Genomic DNA, 20,150 nt, shown 5'->3' with positions numbered 1-20,150 from the left:
CTGAAAAAAAGCTGATTATGCTGTAATAGTTGACGTTTTAACTGCTCTCGGACATAATAAAATTCATAATGAGGTGAGGATAAAATGAATAAAACGATGAAGCTCGTCTTCATAATTGTATTGACAGCTGTGATCAGTTCAGGACTGACATTAACATGGATGCAGCCTGAAACAGTCGTCCGGGAAAAAGTGGTCGGGCAGAACCCTGAATTTTCAAAACTATATGATACATACAGCAAGCTTGAGCAAAAATATTATTTGAAAACGGATAAGCAAAAAATGATCGACGGGGCGATCACCGGCATGGTGCAGTCATTAGGTGATCCATACAGTACGTATATGAGTGCAGAGGATTCGAAAGGGTTCAACGAAACCATATCCTCCTCCTTTGAAGGAATCGGTGCTGAGCTGCAGGAAATTGAAGGACAAGTGATGATTGTTTCACCGATTAAAGGCTCTCCAGCCGAAAAAGCCGGATTAAAGCCCAAGGACAAAATTGTCAAGGTCAACGGCAAAAGTGTAAAAGGAAAAACGGTGAACGATACCGTTGCCCTGATCCGGGGGAAAAAAGGAACTTCCGTTAAAGTGGGCATTGAACGCGGTGGATCACAGGAACTTGAATTTTCGATAACGAGAGATGAAATTCCGATTGAAACCGTTTATTCAAGTGTGACGAAAGAAAAAATCGGGAAAATCCAAATCACCACGTTTTCCGAAAGAACAGCAGCTGATTTCAGCAAAGCTGTAAAAGACCTCGAAGCCAAGCAGGTTAAGGGAATCGTCATTGACCTCCGCCAAAATCCGGGCGGACTTATGGATGAGGCCATCAGAATGAGTGAAATGTTTATACCGGAAGGGAAAAACATCCTGCAGGTCGAAAATAAAGACGGTTCAAGAGAAGCTTACCGATCTGAAAACAAAAATCCTGTTACCATCCCTTCTGTCGTGCTGGTTGATGAAGGAACGGCGAGTGCCGGGGAAATTATGGCTGCTGCTCTGAATGAGTCGGCTGATATTCCGCTGATCGGGGAAAAGACATTTGGAAAAGGAACCATCCAAACCGCTGAAAGCTATAAAGACGGTTCATCGGTGAAGTTTACGATCGCTAAATGGCTGACTCCGGGTGGGACATGGGTGCATAAAAAAGGGATTGAGCCGAGCGAAAAAGTGTCTCTTCCTGATTATGCCGGACTTCCGTTTATAGATCCTTCCAAAACACTGAAATCAGGAGATGCTTCCAAAGAAGTCAAAACCGCCCAGGCTTTTTTAAATGCTTTAGGATATAAAGTTCCTGAGAATGGCCTTTTTGATCCTGGAATGAAAGAAGCGGTCATGAAGTATCAGCAAGATCATGATTTAAAGCCGACGGGTGTCATCGAAAAAGATACTTCCATTTCCATGCTGACGTCGCTGCAGGACAAAATTAAGAAGAATGATACGCAAATGAATCGGGCCATTCAGGATTTGAATAAATAAGGCTGATTTTTTTAGGCTGCTGACCTGAGTGAAAGGGATGAAACTCCTGCTGCAGGACCGGGGCACGTGAGACTCCGGGCGCGCATGGGAGGCCTGCCGCTCTATGATAATTGAAGGCCTGCCCGCTGGCATCAACAGCCGGATATGGTTCATAAGAAAGTATGCCCCGCATCTTCTGCGGGGCTTTTTTATGCAGAGAAATGCCAATGCAGCAACCGGGAACAGGAGAAGCTGGAACCGCTTAGATACGTCAGCGTAAAAGAAGTAGTAATCGGGCGTTTTAAAATGCCGAGAGAGTACTCAATGGATATCATTTGACTGTCAAACGCTGGAAACCTTATACTTTATTTGAAGCTGAGAAGTTTGACGCTGAAGCAGTTTGAACGACACCAATTAAAGGGAGAGATTCAAATGTCCAATGTAAACGTTGCGGTTATTTACTACAGTTCTACCGGTACAAATTATCAGCTGGCGAAATGGGCGGAGGAAGGGGCAAAATCCTTCGGAGCAGAAGTGAAAGTTCTAAAGGTAAAAGAACTGGCACCAAAGGAAGCCATCGAATCCAATCCTGCATGGAAAGCTCATTATGAAGAGACAGCCGGAGTACCGGAAGCATCGCTTGCGGATCTTGAATGGGCAGATGCGATTATCTTCAGCGTACCGACCCGTTTTGGGAATGTGCCGTCTCAAATGAAACAATATCTCGACATGACAGGCGGGCTTTGGTTTGAAGGGAAGCTTGCAAACAAAGTAGTCAGTGCAATGGCTTCCGCAAGCAACCCGCACGGCGGACAGGAGCAAACCATCCTTAGTCTTTATGCGAGCATGTATCATTGGGGAGCAATCGTTGCGGCACCGGGGTACACCGATCAATCGGCTTTCACTTCTGGCGGAAATCCATACGGAAACAGCGTTACGGTAGGTCAGGACGGCAAAATTCAGGAAGATATTCAAGAAGCAGTCAAACATCAGGCAAAGCGTACGGCAATGATTGCTGCCGCGGTGAAAAACGGTCTGTAATACATGAGGAGGGGTCTTTTAAAAGGCCCCTTTGTTCATTTCATACCTCCTGCTGCATAGAATAATAAAGGCGAATTTCCCTTATGTGGAGTGATGGAATGGAACATATTCAAGTAAAACGTGACCGGATTTACAGTATGAAGTCATTGCAGGCATATCTGAGAAAACGAGAGTCAGAGCGGGGAGAAGGGACACTCGCTTCACTTGAAGACGGTTTTTTTATAAATAAGGAATTAAGCGAACAGCTAATCTTAAAGAGAAGCCGGTCTCTTTTTAAAAAAAGCGGGCATTCGGTTATGGTGACGATGGATAAAAGCATGGACGAATCGGATATTGCCGGTCTTTTGGAAAGCGGAATGGATCTTGCAAGGATTAACTGCGGACATGACGGGGTTCAGGAATGGAAGGAAATCATCAGGCGGATCCGGCTTGCCTCTGAAATGGCGGAGGTTCAGCCCTGTAAAATTTATATGGATTTAAGCGGACCTAAGATCCGGATCACTTCATTGCCGAATCAATTGCCTTATATAAAGGTTCAGGCAGATGAAATGATTCAGATATCCTTGAAAGAGGATTTGAAAGAGGTTGGGGAAAAGGGCGGTCTCTTTACAACCAATATGCCAAAAGCTTTCCGGAACGCCAAAAAAGGCGACAGGCTGCTCATTAATGACGGAAAGGTGCAGGGAACTGTAGTTTATAAATCAGATGAAGTAATCGCAGCGAGACTTCATCATCATTTGAAAAAGAGCTTTTCCATTAAAGTGAATGATGGAATCAATCTTCCGGACTCTTTATCCTTTCTGCTGCTTCCGGCTATGTCCGAGAAAGATATCCGGGAAAGTTCCTTTATTTTTAAACATGCGGATATCGTAGGTCTTTCTTTTGTACATACAAAAAAAGATCTGCAATTTTTAAAAAATCTGATGCTGCAGAAGATAGGAAAAATCCTTCCGATTGCCGCTAAAATTGAAACAGAATACGCGGTTAAAAATCTCCCCTCTATTCTTTCAGAGGGACTGAAGCATGAGGGGTTCGGAATTATGGCGGCACGTGGAGACCTTGCGGTGGAAGGGGGCTTTGAAAAGCTCGGCAGACTGCAGGACGAGATCATAAGTCTCTGTCACCATTCGCAAACGCCTCTTATTTATGCAACAGAGGTTTTAGGCACGTTCGCCAAAACGGGGCTGCCTTCGAGACCCGAGGTCATTGATGCCCATTTGTCCTTTTCAGCTGCCTGCACCATGCTGAACAAAGGGGCATATATACAGAACGCCGTCCGCATGCTGAAAAGAATCGGAGCGGAACAAAAAGTGAAGCTGACCTTTATTTCGTCTGATTTGCTGGAAGAATAAAGGCTTTAAATCAAAGCAAAAAAAATCCTTTGCAGATTTCTGCAAAGGATTTTTTTCTGATTCAGCCGATTATTGAGCTGTATAACCGCCATCCAGTACGACTGCCTGGCCCGTTACACCGCGTGCTTTATCGCTTGCAAGGAAAATCGCGTAATCCGCAATTTCTTCAACAGAAAGCAGGCGTTTCTGAGGAACCAATGGATAAATAACTTCTTCAAGAACTTTTTCAAGAGGTACATTGCGTGTTTTCGCAAGATCCTGCATTTGTCCGCGTACAAGCGGTGTATCCACATAACCAGGGCAAAGTGCATTTACAGTGATGCCCTGTTCTGCGCCTTCAAGTGCCGCAACTTTTGTCAGACCGATTACACCGTGCTTGGCGCTGTTATAAGCAGCTTTTCCAGCGAATCCGATTAAGCCGTTAATGGAAGACATGTTAATGATCCGGCCAAACCCTTGTTTCTTCATATGAGGGAACACGTGCTTGATCGCCATGAATGGTGCAGTAAGCATGATTTTAACAAGAAGCTCGTAACGCTGTGTAGAAAATTCTTCAATTGGTGAAACATGCTGCATACCTGCATTGTTAATCAGAATATCGAGAGTTCCGAAGTGGGCAATCGTATCGTCGATCGCTTTTTTCAGCTCTTCTTCATTGGTAACATCGCATTTCAGCCCCAATGTTTGATGTCCGTTTTGGCCCAGAGTTTCTGCTGCCTTTTTAACGCCTTCTTCGTTAAGGTCGGTTAGAACGACTTTTGCGCCTTCTTTTGCAAATTTTTCCCCGATTTCATAACCGATTCCTTGTGCTGCTCCAGTAATAAAAACAACTTTATTCTCTACCATGTTGAATTTCTCCTTCCAATACTTAAAAATTTATTTAAAATTAGAGATTTCTTCGAATAGAAAGTCTAATTTCAGACGTTAGTAAATACCTGCAGATGCAAGCAAAATGGATACAATCAATGCAATGATCGGGATGATAAGCCCAACGACAGCTACATCCAAATAGGATTCCTTATGCTTAAGGCCGGTAACGGTCAGCAGCGTCAAAAGCGCACCGTTGTGGGGCAGGATGGACGCGCCGGATGCAACGGCTGCAATTCGGTGAAAAGCTTCAGGTGCAATACCTGTTGTCTGGGAAAGCTGGTAATACTGTTCTCCCAATGCCTGCAGGGCAATTCCCATTCCGCCGGAAGCAGAACCGGTAATGCTTGCAAGCAGCTCAACTGCAATGGCTTCAGAAATGAGCGGATTGCCGCCGAGTCCCATAATCATATCAGTAATATGCGAGAAGCTCGGAACAGCAGTTACGACTGCACCAAAACCGACTGCGGCGCTGGTGTTGATAATCGCCATAACAGATCCGCTTGCACCCCCGTTTATAGCGCTGATAAAGAGCTTCACCTTTTTCAGGCTTAAAAGCATAATGACAATGATGCCGATCAAAAGGGAAGGCAGAATATCAAGTTTTATAACGTTAAGCGCCACAACAACAACTAAAAGGGGAACGATGGATAAATAAGGATTCGGCAGGCTGTCCGGATCTACTTCCTTAACCTCGCTGCCGCCTTTAGCCTCTGTATAGCCCTCGCCTTTTTCCTGTAGCTTTCTGCCGCGCCATGCAAGATATAAATACCCGCCGACTGCCATGATTAATCCGGCTGCAATTCCTGTAATGGGCCCTGCAAGCGGAGTGGTTTTAAAATAATCGGTCGGAATAATATTTTGAATTTGCGGTGTTCCCGGAATGGCTGTCATAGTAAAGGTGAAAGCACCCAGTACAAGCGTTGCGGGAATGAGCCTTCTTGGAAGATCGGCTGCTTTAAACAGAGCGACTGTCAATGGATAAAGGGCAAATACGACGACAAAAAGACTGACACCGCCGTACGTTAAAACAGCTGCACCGATGAGCACACCGAGTATCGCTCTTTTTTTGCCGATAAAATCAGTGATTTTATAAGCAACAGCCTGTGCCATCCCTGTTTCTTCCATCAGCTTTCCGAATATGGCACCCAAAAGGAAAACGGGGAACCATTTTTTAGTGAAGCCGACGAAACCTTCCATATACGTTTCAGTATAGGCAGGCAGTAAATCCATTCCTGAAATCCCTGCGACAATCAGGGAAATGAGCGGAGCGATCCAGATAATGGACCAGCCGAAATAGGCTAGCACCATCAGAAGAACCAAACCGAGTATGATACTGAACATATGCGTTGTCTCCTTGCTTCTATAATTAGATAAATATACTGTTCCACAAAATGATAAAAAGTATTGAAAAATAACTGAAAAGAAAATAGGCAAAAGGAAAAAGCGGGTAAGGAACCCCGCTTTGGCGATGCGGCATTACAGCCAGACGGATAATTGATCCAGGCTGATTCTGTCGCTTTTATGAGCTGGTTTTGCAGCTTTTCCGATGGAAATCAGCATAACCGGCACATATCTATCTGAAATTTTGAATTCTTTAACCAATTCTTCTCCGTTAAAGCCTCCGATTGCACAGGTGTCGAAACCTAATGCTTTTGCCGTAAGCATCAGCTGCATAGCGGCTAATGACGCATTGCTGTAAGCGGCATCACGGGCATATACAGGGTTTGTATAAGCACCATTGATTTGCCCCGCAAGCGTTTCCTTGATTTCTTTCGTCATGAAGCCGGCGTCTACAAGCGGATTATAAACTTGATCCGTGTTTTTGTTTGCTTCCAGGTCGCCTAAGATAGCTACAACTGCTGAGGATTCAACAATTTGATTTTGGCTGTAAGCGATTGGCAGCAGTCTTTCTTTCGCTTCATCACTGTGAAAAACCATAAAGTTCCAATGCTGAAGGTTCCAGGCAGATGGTGCTTGGACAGCAGATTCCAATATTTTCGTTAGTTCTTCTTTTGAAATGGACTCTGATTTGTCATAGTGACGGATGGATGTACGCTCTCCCAAAAGAGTAAGCAAATCGTCTGAATGAGTTGTGGACATGGTATAGCCTCCTTTTTGTAAAATGATGGTTTGTCGTTTATAATGGACAAAAAGTAACGCACTCACTTATTGTAAGTTTGTCGAACGCTGTCTATCATAAAACGATGTTCAAACAATTGTCAAGAATGAGGCTTGAAAAGGTGGCGGTGATATGAAATTTCCAACTTGTCCGCATATTGAATTTGCTTTTAAACTGCTTGGGAAACGCTGGAATGGGATGATCATCCATGTCCTGATGGACGGACCCAAAAGATTTAAGGATTTGTCGGAAATCATTCCTAGTATTAGCCAGAAGATGCTTGCTGAACGGTTAAAAGAATTGGAAGCGGCCGAAATGGTGGAGCGGATCGTTTATCCTGAAACTCCTGTAAAAGTGATTTATAAACTGACGGAAAAGGGTATGGCATTAAAGAATGTAATGAAAGAAGTACAAATCTGGGGCAATCGTTATTGCTAGGAGGTCTATGGAAGATGGAAGCGAAAACAGTCATTGTAACCGGCGCGTCAAATGGAATTGGAGAAGGAATTGCCAGGGCATACAGCAAAGAAGGATTCAACGTTGTCTTAGCTGATTATGACTCGGAAAAAGGGAAGAAACTCGAGACTGAATTGCTTGAGCAGAATGACCATGTTCTATTTATAAAAACGGATGTAAGAAATCCTGAAGACATTTTGGGCTGTATAAAAGAAACGATTCGAACTTTCGGGGGGATTGATGTCCTGATCAACAACGCAGGTGCCGTTGCTTTTAAAGATCCTTTTGAACTGACGGTCGAAGAATGGGACAATATTCTATCCACCAACCTTCGAAGTGTCTTTTTATTCTCACGGGAAGCAGCAAGACATATGAAGGATCATACAGGCGGATCGATTGTAAATATTGCCTCCACGAGATCTCAAATGTCAGAGCCTGACTCTGAAGCGTACGCAGCATCCAAAGGGGGAATCGTTGCGCTTACCCACGCTCTTGCGGCTTCTTTTGCAGACTATTCCATCACAGTAAATGCCATTTCTCCGGGATGGATCCACACCGGGAATCTGGATGATCTCCGTGAGGTGGACCATACGCAGCATCTATCGGGAAGAGTTGGCGAACCTTCTGATATTGCAGGAGCATGCCTTTATCTGACGCATTCTTCCAACAGCTTTGTGAATGGAGCCAACCTGGTGATTGATGGCGGTATGACACGCAAAATGATTTATGAACATTAAGGGGGCTGAATCGCTATGCCATGGAGCAGCACGGACTATCCGGATTCAATGAAAAACCTTCCTGAAAAAACAAGAAAAAAGGCCATTGAAATCGCCAATGCTCTGCTCGATGATAAGTACGAAGAGGGCAGAGCGATTGCCATCGCGACTTCTCAGGCTGAAAAGTGGGCGGATGATGGAACGGGCGATACCTATCTGCTCCACAAGAAGGATGACCATTGGGTTTTAGAGAAGGAAAATAGCCAGAGGGCGAGCTTTGTATATCACACAAAAGCAGATGCCATTAAAAAAGCGAGAGAACTGGTCCATGATCAAAACGCCTCAATTACCGTATACAAAGAAGATGGATCCGAAGAGCAAAGCATGAATTAATCACATTGCTGGGTAAGGGCCCATTCGTTGTCCATGCTAGGTGAATAACCTATAAGTGCAGGCTAACGAAGAGGAGGAACTATACATTGTATCCTTATATGATGAGAGGCAATCCGCCAGGGCCCTATAATAGATTTATACCTTTCGGTTTTCCATTTGTCGGCGGACTTTTAGGCGGTTTGCTTGGAGGAGCGATCGTCGGGGGCTTTGCCCGTCCTCCGTATTACGGAGGGTTTTATGGTGGCTACCCGGGATATGGGTATCCAGGCGCTTTTGGCTATCCGGGCGGATTTGCAGGAGGCTATCCGGGAGCAGGTTATCCCGGGGCCATTTACTGATATTACTATAAAGAGGCCGCTTTCAAAAGGAAGCGGTTTTTTTCATTTGCAGGAGAATCGATAAATATTCTTGCAGCAGTGTCTTTTTCAGATCATAAAAAAAGAGCTGAATGATCAGCTCCGGATTTCTTCTTCAGGTATGTGAATCTCTGTCACATTCAAATCTTCGTTTTTCAGAAAAGACAGTTCCAGTTCTTCATTTTGATACGTTGCCTTCGTTCCTTTTCTCCGGACAAGAAACGGCATTTGGAACGATTTTTTTTCTCCCGTTTCAGGGAAGTTCACAAGTGTAAGCTGATGGCTATTATGCTGGATTTTAACATTTTTAGCCTGTTCCGCCGGAATAGGGATTTTAAAATAAAGCCGGTCCGTTGCTTCATACCAGCTTTCTGAAGGGACACTTTTCTGCTTTTCCTCATGGTTTTCTGCAAACTGGTAGGGGAAGCCGGCTGCCTGATCCTGGCCGAAAACCTGGCCCATAACTTGCTGAACATAATTTTCCACTTGATTTGGATTCATTTTTTTAAAAAAATCAGGGAGTTTTTGCTGGTTAAATGGATATTGCTTGTTCCACGGAAACATGAAATCATCCTTTCTCTAAGCAGGCGATAATCCAGTATATGCGGGCAATAAGCCTTTTGCTTGTGAAGCTTCACGGGGGAAGAGTATAATGTCCATGGAACAAATGGGAGTGTGAAACAATTTGCATGAAGAGGCGAAATATGACAAACGCGGAATTATCCTTACAGCCGCTTCATATTTTTTATGGGGAATTCTCCCTCTGTATTGGAAAGCAGCCGATTCAGTACGCTCAGAGGAAATCCTGGCGCACCGGGTTTTTTGGTCGTTTATTTTTATGCTTTTAGTCCTTACAGCCGGAAAAAACTGGAGGAAGGCAGGGGAGGCGCTGATTGAGATGAAAAAGCGTCCGGTATTGATCATGTCCCTTGTTTTTTCCTCTCTGTTCATCAGCGCGAACTGGTTTGTATACATATGGGCCGTCAATAACCATCATATTCTTGAAGCCAGCCTTGGATATTATATTAATCCGCTGATCAGTGTTCTCCTTGGCGTTTTTTTCCTGAAAGAGAAGCTGAATAAATGGCAAAAATTTTCTTTTTTGCTTGCGTTCGCCGGAGTGCTGATCTCAAGCATCCATTTTGGAAGCTTTCCGTGGATTTCGATGATTTTGGCCTTAAGTTTCGGGTTTTACGGCCTGACAAAAAAGGTGACGAAGTTAAATGCTGCTGTTGGACTTGCATTTGAGACCCTTGTTGTTATGCCGGCAGCTGTTCTTTATTTACTTCAGCTAATGTGGAAAGGGGAATCTGCTTTTATGGCAGGGGAGGGCTTCCTGACTGACTTCCTCTTAATTGGAGCAGGTATTGTCACCGCCGTTCCGCTGCTTCTTTTTTCAAGCGGGGCCCAGAAAATTCCGCTGTATATGACTGGAATCCTTCAGTATATCGCTCCGACTTTGACATTGATTGTGGGGCTCGTTATTTTTAAAGAGTCGTTTACAGCAGTCGATTTTATAACATTTGCTTTTATTTGGCTCGCTCTTGCTGTTTTTACTTTCTCCTCAGCAAAAGATGCCCGCAATTTGCGTATGAAAAAGGCAAAAAGTAAATCAGCTTAAGGATAAGGAGCAGGAGTGATAAAATGGAAGATGAACAGCTGCTGAACAGCTTCAGGCAGATCTGGAACAGCAGGAAGCTTGATTTGCAGATGCCGCCAAAAGCAGCACTTGAAGAAGCCTTGAGAAGAGATTTGCTTGATGAAGGCACTCATCCCAGAGTCCGCAAGAATCCAGATCAGAAATACACCCTTGCAGTCAGCAGAGTCAGACAATCACATTTGAATGATGAGGAGAAAAACAAGCTGATTGCCCTGTATGAAAAGACGCTTGCCTCATTGAAGAAATAGATAAAGGAGCAACGATATGAAACCTATTAGCCCGATTGAGATTCAGGCATATCTGGATCAGCATGCCAACAAAGATGTATATATTCACCTCGAAACAACAACCGGTGCCTACAATGCCCATCAAAATGAGAACAGCATGACTGTTGTGGCATTTATCCGAAATGCCAAACTGAACTATTCTTTAGCGAAAATTACGGGCTTTGGTCCCTACAGAGTCGGTTTGAAGATGGAAGAAGGATGGACATATGCAGAGGGTCTGACTGATTTTACGATTGACGAGCAAAATCGCCTGATTATTGCGGGTCATCATCCGGACGGAAAACTCGCGATTGCGCTTCAAATCAGTACGGTGCCATTTCCATCTTGATGAAAAGGAGTTTTTACAATGAATGAACATGTATTAGTTGTTTTGCCGCATCCCGATGATGAATCCTTTGGGGTTGCCGGATTAATTGCACTTAAAAGAAAAGCAGGCGTACCGGTTACGTATGCATGCGGTACACTTGGAGAAATGGGCCGCAACATGGGGAGCCCGCTGTTTGCAAACCGTGAAACACTTCCTCTGATAAGGAAACGGGAACTCGAAGACGCATGCAGAGCTATGGATGTAACGGACTTGAGAATGCTCGGCATGAGGGACAAAACATTAGAATTTGAGGACATTGATTTGTTTGCTGACCGCATTGAAAGCATCATCCAGGAAGTGAAGCCTTCGCTGATTGTCACCTTTTATCCTGATCACGGCGTTCATCCTGACCACGATGCAACAGGCAGAGCGGTTATTCACGCTCTGAAAAGAATGCCAAAAGAAGAACGTCCGGAAACGTATTGCATGGCGATTACGAAAAACCGGGAAGAAACTCTTGGAGAGCCAAACGTGCTTCTTGATATCAGAGAAGTGGCTGAGATTAAAATGAATGCGTTAAAAGCCCACCGTTCTCAGACGGAAGGGGTTATTAAACAAATGGAAGCGAGCTTCAAAAAAGGTGAACCTCAAGTGATGAACTGGTTCGAAACAGAAACATACTGGCACTACCAATGGAACGATTAAGTAAACGTGAATGACGGAAGGCAAAACCCCCTGAGCGCTCATGAATGAGCATCCAGGGGGTTTTTTAAAAGTTTTATTAAACTTGGTTCATAATGGCAGCCGGCAGGTCATCCTCCTCGCCGATTTGCGGCTGCGGAGTCACACCGCTGATCTAAAGGAGTGTTACGCCTCCCGCTCCAAAGGGCGGGTAACTTTAGATCCTACCTTTCCAGCTCCAAAGAGGAGTGCAGCAGCCGTTTTTGCTTGCTGCGAAGACGCATCGAAAGTCCGATGGCACCGGAGGCAAGACCGGCAATCAGTCCAATCCAGTAGCCGAACGCCTGTAAATCCGTGTATTGGGCCATAATATAGCCGAGCGGAAGGCCAATTGCCCAATAGGAGATCAGGGCAGTGAAAAACGTGAACTTCACATCCTTGTATCCGCGAAGGGCCCCTTGAATAGGAGCCGCGACCGCATCGGATAGCTGGAAGAAAATCGCATAAATTAAAAACGTTTTGGTCAGTGCAAGCACTTCCGGATCCGCTGTATAGAGGGAAGCTATCGGGCCTCTGAAGAAGAAGATGATTGCTGCAGTCAATAGAGACAGGAAAATCCCCATTAAGATGCCAAGCCGGCTGTATTCTTTTGCATCCTGCCATCTTTTTGCCCCTGCTTCAAATCCGATAACAATGGTTAATCCCATGGATATTGAAAGGGGAATCATGTAAAGGAAGGAAGCAAAATTCATGGCAGCCTGGTGGGAGGCAATCGTAACCGTATTGTACTCACTCATAAAAAGCGTGACCGCTGCAAAGATACTCGTCTCAAAAAAAATGGCCATACCGATTGGCATGCCAATTCCCAGAATTTCTTTCCATTTTTGAGGAGAACCTTTATAAAAGCGGGAAAAAAGGGAAAAAGAAGCCAGTGACGGATGCCGGATAATCAGGCTAAACGTAATGATTGCAGTTATCCAGTAAGTTAAAGCTGTCGCAGCTCCAGTTCCAGCTCCTCCTAAAGCAGGAAATCCCAGCTTTCCAAAGATAAATAAATAATTAAGGAAAAAGTTTACTGGCAGGGCCGAAAGCGTGATCCACATGGTAATCCGTGTCATGCCCAGTGAATCAATAAAACTTCTTAGAACCCCATAAAAAAACAGTGGAAGGATACCGAAAGACAGATTAATCAGGTAATGTCTGGCAATGGTTTCAACTGAATCCTCAAGGGGAAGGTAGGCAAGAAGCGGATTAAGAATAAAAAATCCCGCAGCGATGACAGCCGCGGCCATAAAGATAGATAAATACAGCCCTTGAAAGACGGTAAACGGAACGCGGTCCTTTTTTCCGGCTCCCAAAAGCTGCCCGACCATTGGCGTAATCGCCATAAAAATCCCGCTTAACCCTGTGTAGACGGGAACCCAAATGCTTGACCCGACAGCCACTCCTGCGAGATCTTCCGGACTTACTTTTCCAGACATCGTCGTATCCAGAAATGTCATGGAATACAGACCGAGCTGTGTAATGAGGATAGGAAATAAAATCGTGCTGAATTGCTTCAATTTTTTTGAAAGTGTGTTCTGATGCTGCATCGAATACCTCTTCTGATCATGACATAATGAAGGAATTATACCACGAATCGATGCTCTGGTTATTGTTTATGTCTTTGATTTTTTGCAGATTCACCTTTAAACATCCGGTAATAAAACATTCCAAGAATGACCGTTCCTGAAACCGAAAAAATATATTGGCATATTTTCGCAATGAACATAGTGGGAACCCCTCTTTTTTATTCAGTGTGTACCATTAGTATGTACCACTAATTCCCAAGCAATTCTCTTTCATGTTCAGGTGAAAGGATGCAAACCCTAGAAGAAAGGAGCGGAAATGCAAATGAGCAAACAAGCAGAGAATGAAATATTGAATCATATTAAAAACAGCATAGAACGCAATTTAAACAGTATTATTAAAGGCTCTGAAAAGATTCTGAGTGAACTTGGCCACCCGGATTCCTGTCTTTTATGTGAACTGGAGGAACTGAACAAAAAGTTTCAGCTGATTCAGTCATCCGCTTCGACGTTCTATCTTCAAGTATATTTATCCGCTTATACCGAAAGCTTTCATGAACTGGCATCCGCGATGCAGAACTTGTCTCAGAAACGCCACGGAGGTCTGATTATAGTGGAGAGAAGTGAACCGGCAGCTCCTTATATCCGCAATGGCATTCAAGTTCAGGCAGATCTTTCAGCATCCCTTGCAGAGAGTATTTTTTACCCGGGGAATCCCCTGCACGATGGGGCGATGCTTATAAAAGGGGATAAGATCGTTTCAGCAGCAAACATCCTGCCTGTTTCGGATATTTCATCCGGGCGCAGCAAACTGGGCACGAGACACAGAGCGGCTATCGGATTGACGGAGAAAACAGATGCCATCGTACTAATTGTATCAGAGGAAACAGGGAAGATGTCCTTTGCAAAAGAAGGATCGATTTATCCGATAAGTACAAATAATCTTTAAATTCTTATCCTGTTATAAAGTTCTTTCATCCAATAAAAATGTGAGATATAATGTCGGATATGTTTCATGGAGGAGGTAAAAGGTTGAACAGGCTTATTGATCAGTATTTTAAGCTAACAGAACGCAACACCAGTGTCCGCAGAGAGTTTTTGGCAGCACTGACGACATTTGTGACTGTAAGTTATATTATCCTTGTAAACCCGGTGATTTTATCCGAGGCAGGCATACCGAAGGAAGCGGCTTTGGCGGCAACCATTTATGGAATTGTCATTACCAGTTTAATTATGGGTTTTTGGGCGAATCTTCCGATTGTCATTGGCCCCGGAATGGGACTCAACGCATTTTTTACATATACAGTCGTTCTTAAACAGGGTTTGTCCTGGGAAACAGCACTCGGAGCCGTATTTATATCAGGACTTGTCTTCTTTATTTTATCGGTTTTTGGCATCAGCGAAAAAGTAGTCCGCGCTATTCCTAAAACCCTGAAAGCATCGATTACTGCAGGAATCGGGCTGTTCATTGCTTTTATCGGATTAAAAAACGGCGGAATTGTTGTTCCGGATGAAGCAACGTTTGTCGCACTGGGGGATATGACCAATATCGGGACTATTCTTGCGGTTGCAGGAATCGTTCTCACAGCTGTTCTGTCTGCTCTCAATGTCCGAGGCGCGATTATTATCTCGATCCTCATTGTCTCAGCAGCATCCATATTATTAGGGAATTCTCCATCACCGAAGGGACTTTCAGATTTTCTTTCGTTTCAAATCCCTTCTATTGAACCGACGTTCATGGCGATGGATATAAAAGCAGCCATTGGCTACGGAATCCTGTCGATTATTTTTTCATTTACGATCGTTGAATTATTTGATACGCTCGCTACATTAATTGGTTTGACGAAAAAAGCAAACCTGACAGACGAGCGCGGAAACGTGCCGAATATGAACCGGGCATTGACTACAGGTGCTTTCGGGACCATGGTGAGTGCGGTACTTGGGAGTACGGCGATGAATACGTATGTAGAAAATGCAACTGGAATTGCATCGGGTGCCCGTACTGGATTGAAGGCGATTTTTGCAGCCCTCCTTTTTTTACTTACCTTGTTATTTGCCCCGTTCATTCAATTTATTCCAAGCGTCGCAACATCACCTGCCCTTATCATTATAGGAGCATTTATGCTGACCGAGCTGCAGGAAGTGGACTTTGATGATCTGACCGAGCTCATTCCTGCGTTCCTGGCCCTCATCATGATGCCTTTAACCTATTCCATTGCAGAAGGAGTGGCATTCGGGTTCCTCTCTTATACGCTGCTTAAGCTATTTACAGGAAGGGCAAAAGAGCTGCATTGGCTTATGTATGTGATATCCGCCGCTTTTATTGTCAATTTTTTCTTAATCGGCTAACCGTACAGGATGAAAATCCTGTATTTTTTTATAGAAAATTTCGGGTGGCGAAATATCTTTAACGGTGCTATAGTAAATGAATCAACCAAAAAATGGAGAATGCATATGTGGAAAAATAAAAATGTATGGATTATTTTAGCCGGGGAGTTTATCGCAGGACTCGGCTTATGGATGGGGATTATCGGCAATCTGGAATTTATGCAAACTTATATTCCTTCAGACTTTCTCAAATCTCTGCTGCTGATCGCGGGTCTCCTCGCGGGCGTAGCATTCGGTCCGCTGGCTGGACGAATCATCGACAGCCGTTCAAAGAAAAAAGTCATGATTATTTCCGGTATTGGAAGAATGCTGAGTGTCCTTTTCATGTTTGCCGCTATATCCTATGGTTCAGTATGGCTTATGCTGTTATTTTTGATTGGGATTCAAGTATCTGCCGCCTTTTATTTTCCTGCCCTGCAGGCAGCCATTCCTGTGATTGTCAAAGAAGAGGAGCTCGTTCAGATGAACGGGGTTCATATGAATGTTGCCACGCTGGCAAGGGTCATTGGCACTGCGCTTGCAGGCATGCTGCTCTCATTCGTCAGCCTGAGCGCCCTCTATGCTCTCTCAATGGCGGCATACGGAGTTTTGCTTGGATCTACATTTTTCCTGCAACTAGAGGAAGCTGGAAACAAAAGCGGTTTAAACAGGAAAGCGAACCGCGGAGGATTTTTGGAAGTGCTCCCTATATTGAAAAAGGCTCCGATTGCCTTGACCGCTCTTATTCTGACCATTATTCCAATGCTTTTCATTGGAGGCTTCAATCTAATGGTTATTAATATCAGTGAGCTTCAGAACAGCACTGCGGTGAAAGGTCTTCTCTATACAGTCGAAGGCTTGAGCTTCATGCTCGGTGCACTAATCGTCAAAAAGCTGTCTGACCGGTATAATCATATCGTTTTGATGATTTTGTTTGCTTTCATTACTTCTATTGCCCATTTGTCTTTATTCTTCAGCGATCATTTCTGGATGTCGCTTTTCTCGTTCGGTCTTTTCGGCTTAAGTGTCGGCTGTTTTTTCCCAATCGCCTCCACGATCTTCCAAACAAGGATCGACAAAGAATATCATGGCCGGTTTTTCTCATTCCGAAATATGCTGGACCGGATTATGTTCCAGGTAGTGCTGCTTGGAACCGGCCTTTTGCTCGACACAATCGGACTCCAATATATGGTGGTCGTATTCGGAGCAGGTTCGATGGTGCTGGTTCTTCTTTATGGCCGGACCCAGCTGAGAATGCTTTCAAATCAAGCCAAGCCGACTCCATTACCGGAACCCAAAAAAGCAAGCAGCTGAGCAGTCCATTATGGACTGTTTTTTTTTTAGGAGTTTAAAAAATGACGAAGAAGGGAAGGAGAATGTGTCGGAAATGTCGAAATGGAGGGAAAGGTCATTCTAAATAAAACAGAGTCTGATTTTTTATTGCGGCACTGTTTGGAAATTATGTAAGACCTGGAGAGAAAAACTCTATAAAGCTCAAACATATTTATTTTTAAAAAGGCTGTGTTAAAGCGTGAAATTGATTTTAAAATGTGCTCATTGCAGGGCTTGCCAGCTGCAATTAACAGCCAAGTTTAACAAAGCTATTAAAAAAGAGTGAAAATTATGTTACTTCAGCCGATACATATAAAGAATGCTGTCTAAAAAAGATTTAATTTGCAATATGGCGCCCTTAAGGAGAGCCCTGCAGCAGCGGATTGGCCAAGTAGGAATCGAATAGTAATAGAGGAGGCTCTGTAAATGAATCATAAAGTACTGGGATTGACGGTAACTGCAGTGGCAGGTGCTTCATTTTTTGCCACATCTGCATCTGCAGAGAGCGTAAAGGTTAAAAGCGGGGATTCCCTTTCGAAAATTGCCTATCAGTATAAAGTATCTTTAAAAGCTTTGAAGGAAGCCAATCAGCTGACGAGTGACATGATCTATATCGGACAAGTTCTGCAGCTTCCCGGAACCGGGCAAAAAACGAAGCCTGCCAGTCCAAAAAAAGAACAGACTGCTTCCAGTACATACAAGGTGGAAAAAGGAGATTCATTGTGGCTTCTTGCCAGAAAATTCGGTATGACGGTAGATGAACTGAAATCACTGAATTCTCTTAGAGCCGATACCATATTTCTTGGGCAGATTTTAAAAGTAAAATCTGCTTCTAATCCTGTGAAACCGGCGGTTACTCCGCCAGCACCGCCTAAAGCGCCTGTTTCAGAGGATAAAGACTCCGCAGGCGGACGTACATATGAAGTGAAACCAGGTGACTCGCTGTGGAAGATTGCCAACCGGTTTAACTTAACCATTGCCGAATTAAAAGTAGCCAATAACCTTAAAAATGATGTTCTTTATGTTAATCAGATTCTGAAGCTGAATGGAGAAGTAAAGCCAGAATCGAACCCAATTCCTTCTGTTCCGGCCAATCCGCAGCCATCTTCACCGGAATCTTCCCAAAATGATTCTGCGAAAACGGAAGCCATGATCAATGAAGCAAAGCTCTTGATGGGGGTTCCGTACAAGTGGGCGGGCAATACGCCTTCAGGTTTTGACTGCAGCGGTTTTGTTTATTATGTCATGAATAAAGTAACTTCCGTTTCCCGGTTGAGTGCTGCCGGGTACTCCAGTATGATGAAACCGGTGGATGAGCCGCAAAGAGGGGATTTCGTCTATTTTACGACTTATAAAGCCGGTCCGTCGCATATGGGCATCTATCTGGGCGATGGCGATTTTATTCATGCAAGCGGATCCCAGGGGATCACCATTTCGAATCTTTCAAACACTTACTGGAAAACGCACTACCTCGGAGCCAAGCGCTACTTTTAAAAGAAGCCGCCTGGCTTCTTTTTTTGTCATATGATGGGCATGCATCCATAGTAAACTTCTTCCAATTGTCTTCTGTTTGGATCTCTGCCGCTTTGGCAAGAATGCAGATGAACAGTAAATAATCAATGGAGGTTTACGATGAATCATTGGATCAAAGCCGTTATTCCTTTTCTTGCAGCGGCATCTTTGCTGGGCTGTGCTTCTGGTGAAAAAGACCATTCTGAGAACGCGGAGGAAGTATCTCAAAAGAATCCAAAAGAGATTTTCGTTTCTCTGATCACGTCAAAAGGGGAAAGTGCCGGGACTGCTGCTATAACAGAAACCATTAAAGGCATCAACATTCATCTTGAGGGGAAAAATTTGCCACCGGGGAAACACGCGATTCATATCCACGAAAAAGGAGTATGCACAAAGCCGGATTTCAGTTCTGCCGGGGCACATTTAAATCCATATTCAAAAAAACACGGTTTTGAAAATCCGCACGGTCCCCATGCAGGGGATATCCCGAATATAACCATTGGACAGGATGGAACCATCAAAGCAGATGTTACAGCTCCCCTCGCAGAGATTTCCGATGTGCTTGATGAGGATGGAAGTGCAGTGGTCATTCATGAAAAAGAAGATGATTACAAAACAGATCCTTCAGGCAATTCCGGGGCAAGAATCGCATGCGGAGTAATCAAAAAAGAGAATAGCATGTAAAGCTTATCCTTTCCCGAATCTGCTTTTCGGGGAAGGATTCTTTGTGATGTCCCTCTTTTTTCTGTATACTGACATAAGAATAGCAGAAGCTGAAAAGAGGTTTGCATAATGAATAGAATGAATTTAAATCTTCCGGATGAAATAAAGGAAATGATGGAACGCACAGCAGGATTATCCGAACAGGATCCTGCCCTGATTGGCAAAGGCGGATTTATAACGGGTGATCCATCTATTATAGAAGACGCAGTCATCGCGCTGGCGCTGGGGAAAAATGTCCTGCTGAAAGGTCCGACGGGTGCAGGGAAAACGAAGCTTGCGGAAACCATTTCCTCCATATTCAATAGGTCCATGCACAGTATTAACTGCTCTGTCGATCTCGATGCAGAGGCTTTACTGGGGTATAAAACCATTCACACATCAGAAGGGAAAACGTCAATTGAGTTTGTTTCAGGTCCTGTCATCCAGGCGATGAAAAAAGGACATTTGCTATACATAGATGAAATTAATATGGCTAAACCGGAAACACTGCCGATTCTGAACGGGGTGTTGGATTACAGGAAAATGATCACCAATCCGTTTACCGGGGAAGTGGTGAGAGGATCTGAGGCTTTTGGAGTCATTGCTGCCATCAATGAAGGGTATGTGGGGACGGTCCCGCTGAATGAAGCATTGAAGAACCGCTTCGTAATAATTGATGTGCCCTATATTCAGGGAGAAGAACTCCGCCGGATTATTGAAAGCCAGTCGAGATTGAAAGAGGAGAAACTCATCAGTTTGTTTGTCAGACTTTCAGCCGATTTAATCATTCAAGTCAGGAACGGACAGGTATCAGAAGAGGCCGCTTCCATCCGTGCCCTATTGGATACGTGCGATTTGGCAGCCTATATTTCTCCATTGAGAGCCATTGAACGGGGGATAGCCGAGAAAGTGGAAGATGAAAGGGAAAAGGCGGCGATCCGGAATATAGCGGAAACGTTATTCGAGTGAGGAATTC

The 20,150-nt window shown here is 44.2% G+C and carries 22 protein-coding genes; 17 read left to right on the top strand and 5 right to left on the bottom strand.

The genetic code is table 11. The features are described from left to right. The first annotated feature begins 84 nt into the window (after window positions 1–84). The 3 genes from CEF21_RS13010 to CEF21_RS13000 all read left to right on the top strand — a co-directional run bounded on the left by CEF21_RS13010 (window position 85) and on the right by CEF21_RS13000 (window position 3,848). On the top strand, window positions 85–1,476 hold the full coding sequence (locus CEF21_RS13010; RefSeq protein WP_123916994.1) for a S41 family peptidase: 1,392 nt from the start codon (window positions 85–87) through the stop codon (window positions 1,474–1,476). A gap of 411 nt (window positions 1,477–1,887) precedes the next feature. After that, entirely contained in the window at window positions 1,888–2,496 is a 609-nt protein-coding gene (gene wrbA / locus CEF21_RS13005) for an NAD(P)H:quinone oxidoreductase (RefSeq protein WP_123916992.1), read from the top strand. Window positions 2,497–2,594: 98 nt separating this feature from the next. Further along, window positions 2,595–3,848: a pyruvate kinase gene (locus CEF21_RS13000; protein WP_164462182.1), complete on the top strand. Its 1,254-nt coding sequence runs from the start codon at window positions 2,595–2,597 to the stop codon at window positions 3,846–3,848. A gap of 69 nt (window positions 3,849–3,917) precedes the next feature. Here the strand turns inward: CEF21_RS13000 and CEF21_RS12995 are convergent, their stop codons facing one another. From CEF21_RS12995 to CEF21_RS12985, 3 genes are all read right to left on the bottom strand, one after another. Then, window positions 3,918–4,694: a 3-hydroxybutyrate dehydrogenase gene (locus CEF21_RS12995; RefSeq protein ID WP_123916988.1), complete on the bottom strand. Its 777-nt coding sequence runs from the start codon at window positions 4,692–4,694 to the stop codon at window positions 3,918–3,920. A 78-nt stretch (window positions 4,695–4,772) separates the two neighbouring features. After that, a complete protein-coding gene (locus CEF21_RS12990) occupies window positions 4,773–6,059 on the bottom strand; it encodes a GntP family permease (RefSeq protein WP_123916986.1) in 1,287 nt (428 codons plus the stop codon). Between the two features lie 135 nt (window positions 6,060–6,194). Beyond that, window positions 6,195–6,818: a nitroreductase family protein gene (locus CEF21_RS12985; protein WP_123916984.1), complete on the bottom strand. Its 624-nt coding sequence runs from the start codon at window positions 6,816–6,818 to the stop codon at window positions 6,195–6,197. A gap of 151 nt (window positions 6,819–6,969) precedes the next feature. Here CEF21_RS12985 and CEF21_RS12980 point away from each other — a divergent pair, with 151 nt between their 5' ends. The 4 genes from CEF21_RS12980 to CEF21_RS12965 all read left to right on the top strand — a co-directional run bounded on the left by CEF21_RS12980 (window position 6,970) and on the right by CEF21_RS12965 (window position 8,740). Continuing rightward, window positions 6,970–7,275, top strand: a complete 306-nt coding sequence (locus CEF21_RS12980) for a winged helix-turn-helix transcriptional regulator (RefSeq protein ID WP_123916982.1) — start codon at window positions 6,970–6,972, stop codon at window positions 7,273–7,275. Window positions 7,276–7,289: 14 nt separating this feature from the next. Beyond that, on the top strand, window positions 7,290–8,030 hold the full coding sequence (locus CEF21_RS12975) for an SDR family NAD(P)-dependent oxidoreductase (RefSeq protein WP_123916980.1): 741 nt from the start codon (window positions 7,290–7,292) through the stop codon (window positions 8,028–8,030). Between the two features lie 15 nt (window positions 8,031–8,045). Then, entirely contained in the window at window positions 8,046–8,402 is a 357-nt protein-coding gene (locus CEF21_RS12970; RefSeq protein ID WP_123916978.1) for a DUF2188 domain-containing protein, read from the top strand. Window positions 8,403–8,488: 86 nt separating this feature from the next. Next, complete coding sequence (locus CEF21_RS12965) at window positions 8,489–8,740, top strand: hypothetical protein (protein WP_481747585.1); 252 nt, start codon at window positions 8,489–8,491, stop codon at window positions 8,738–8,740. Between the two features lie 114 nt (window positions 8,741–8,854). Here the strand turns inward: CEF21_RS12965 and CEF21_RS12960 are convergent, their stop codons facing one another. Further along, on the bottom strand, window positions 8,855–9,322 hold the full coding sequence (locus CEF21_RS12960; RefSeq protein ID WP_123916976.1) for a spore gernimation protein GerT: 468 nt from the start codon (window positions 9,320–9,322) through the stop codon (window positions 8,855–8,857). A gap of 121 nt (window positions 9,323–9,443) precedes the next feature. On the opposite strand from CEF21_RS12960, the gene rarD reads away from it, so the two are divergent. The 4 genes from rarD to bshB2 are packed head-to-tail and all read left to right on the top strand — an operon-like array spanning window position 9,444 to window position 11,717. Then, complete coding sequence (gene rarD, locus CEF21_RS12955; RefSeq protein ID WP_164462181.1) at window positions 9,444–10,379, top strand: EamA family transporter RarD; 936 nt, start codon at window positions 9,444–9,446, stop codon at window positions 10,377–10,379. 23 nt (window positions 10,380–10,402) lie between these two features. Next, window positions 10,403–10,666 (top strand): hypothetical protein, encoded by a 264-nt coding sequence (locus CEF21_RS12950; RefSeq protein ID WP_123916974.1) that lies wholly within the window; start codon window positions 10,403–10,405, stop codon window positions 10,664–10,666. Between the two features lie 16 nt (window positions 10,667–10,682). Then, window positions 10,683–11,033 carry a YojF family protein gene (locus tag CEF21_RS12945; protein ID WP_123916972.1) on the top strand — a complete coding sequence of 117 codons (351 nt, stop codon included), beginning with the start codon at window positions 10,683–10,685 and terminating at the stop codon, window positions 11,031–11,033. A gap of 18 nt (window positions 11,034–11,051) precedes the next feature. Further along, on the top strand, window positions 11,052–11,717 hold the full coding sequence (bshB2, locus tag CEF21_RS12940; protein WP_123916970.1) for a bacillithiol biosynthesis deacetylase BshB2: 666 nt from the start codon (window positions 11,052–11,054) through the stop codon (window positions 11,715–11,717). A gap of 200 nt (window positions 11,718–11,917) precedes the next feature. Here bshB2 and CEF21_RS12935 read toward each other — a convergent pair whose 3' ends face one another. Then, a complete protein-coding gene (locus CEF21_RS12935; protein ID WP_123916968.1) occupies window positions 11,918–13,285 on the bottom strand; it encodes an MATE family efflux transporter in 1,368 nt (455 codons plus the stop codon). Between the two features lie 301 nt (window positions 13,286–13,586). On the opposite strand from CEF21_RS12935, the gene cdaS reads away from it, so the two are divergent. From cdaS to CEF21_RS12905, 6 genes are all read left to right on the top strand, one after another. Then, the gene (gene cdaS / locus CEF21_RS12930) at window positions 13,587–14,210 is read left to right on the top strand and encodes a sporulation-specific diadenylate cyclase CdaS (RefSeq protein WP_123916966.1); all 624 of its coding nucleotides are present in this window, start codon (window positions 13,587–13,589) and stop codon (window positions 14,208–14,210) included. 83 nt (window positions 14,211–14,293) lie between these two features. Then, a complete protein-coding gene (locus tag CEF21_RS12925) occupies window positions 14,294–15,610 on the top strand; it encodes an NCS2 family permease (protein WP_241156673.1) in 1,317 nt (438 codons plus the stop codon). Window positions 15,611–15,715: 105 nt separating this feature from the next. Continuing rightward, window positions 15,716–16,942, top strand: coding sequence for an MFS transporter (locus tag CEF21_RS12920; protein WP_123916964.1), 1,227 nt, complete (start codon window positions 15,716–15,718; stop codon window positions 16,940–16,942). A gap of 444 nt (window positions 16,943–17,386) precedes the next feature. Next, window positions 17,387–18,454, top strand: a complete 1,068-nt coding sequence (locus CEF21_RS12915) for a C40 family peptidase (protein ID WP_123916962.1) — start codon at window positions 17,387–17,389, stop codon at window positions 18,452–18,454. A gap of 138 nt (window positions 18,455–18,592) precedes the next feature. Beyond that, window positions 18,593–19,156 carry a superoxide dismutase family protein gene (locus CEF21_RS12910; protein WP_123916960.1) on the top strand — a complete coding sequence of 188 codons (564 nt, stop codon included), beginning with the start codon at window positions 18,593–18,595 and terminating at the stop codon, window positions 19,154–19,156. A gap of 108 nt (window positions 19,157–19,264) precedes the next feature. Beyond that, the gene (locus tag CEF21_RS12905; protein ID WP_481747584.1) at window positions 19,265–20,143 is read left to right on the top strand and encodes an ATP-binding protein; all 879 of its coding nucleotides are present in this window, start codon (window positions 19,265–19,267) and stop codon (window positions 20,141–20,143) included. Window positions 20,144–20,150 lie beyond the last annotated feature (7 nt).

Origin of the sequence: Bacillus sp. FJAT-42376, from assembly GCF_003816055.1 — a bacterium.
GTDB lineage: Bacteria > Bacillota > Bacilli > Bacillales > Bacillaceae > Metabacillus_B.
Note: the sequence above shows the minus strand (reverse complement) of the source record. Positions and strands in the feature narration are given on the sequence as shown.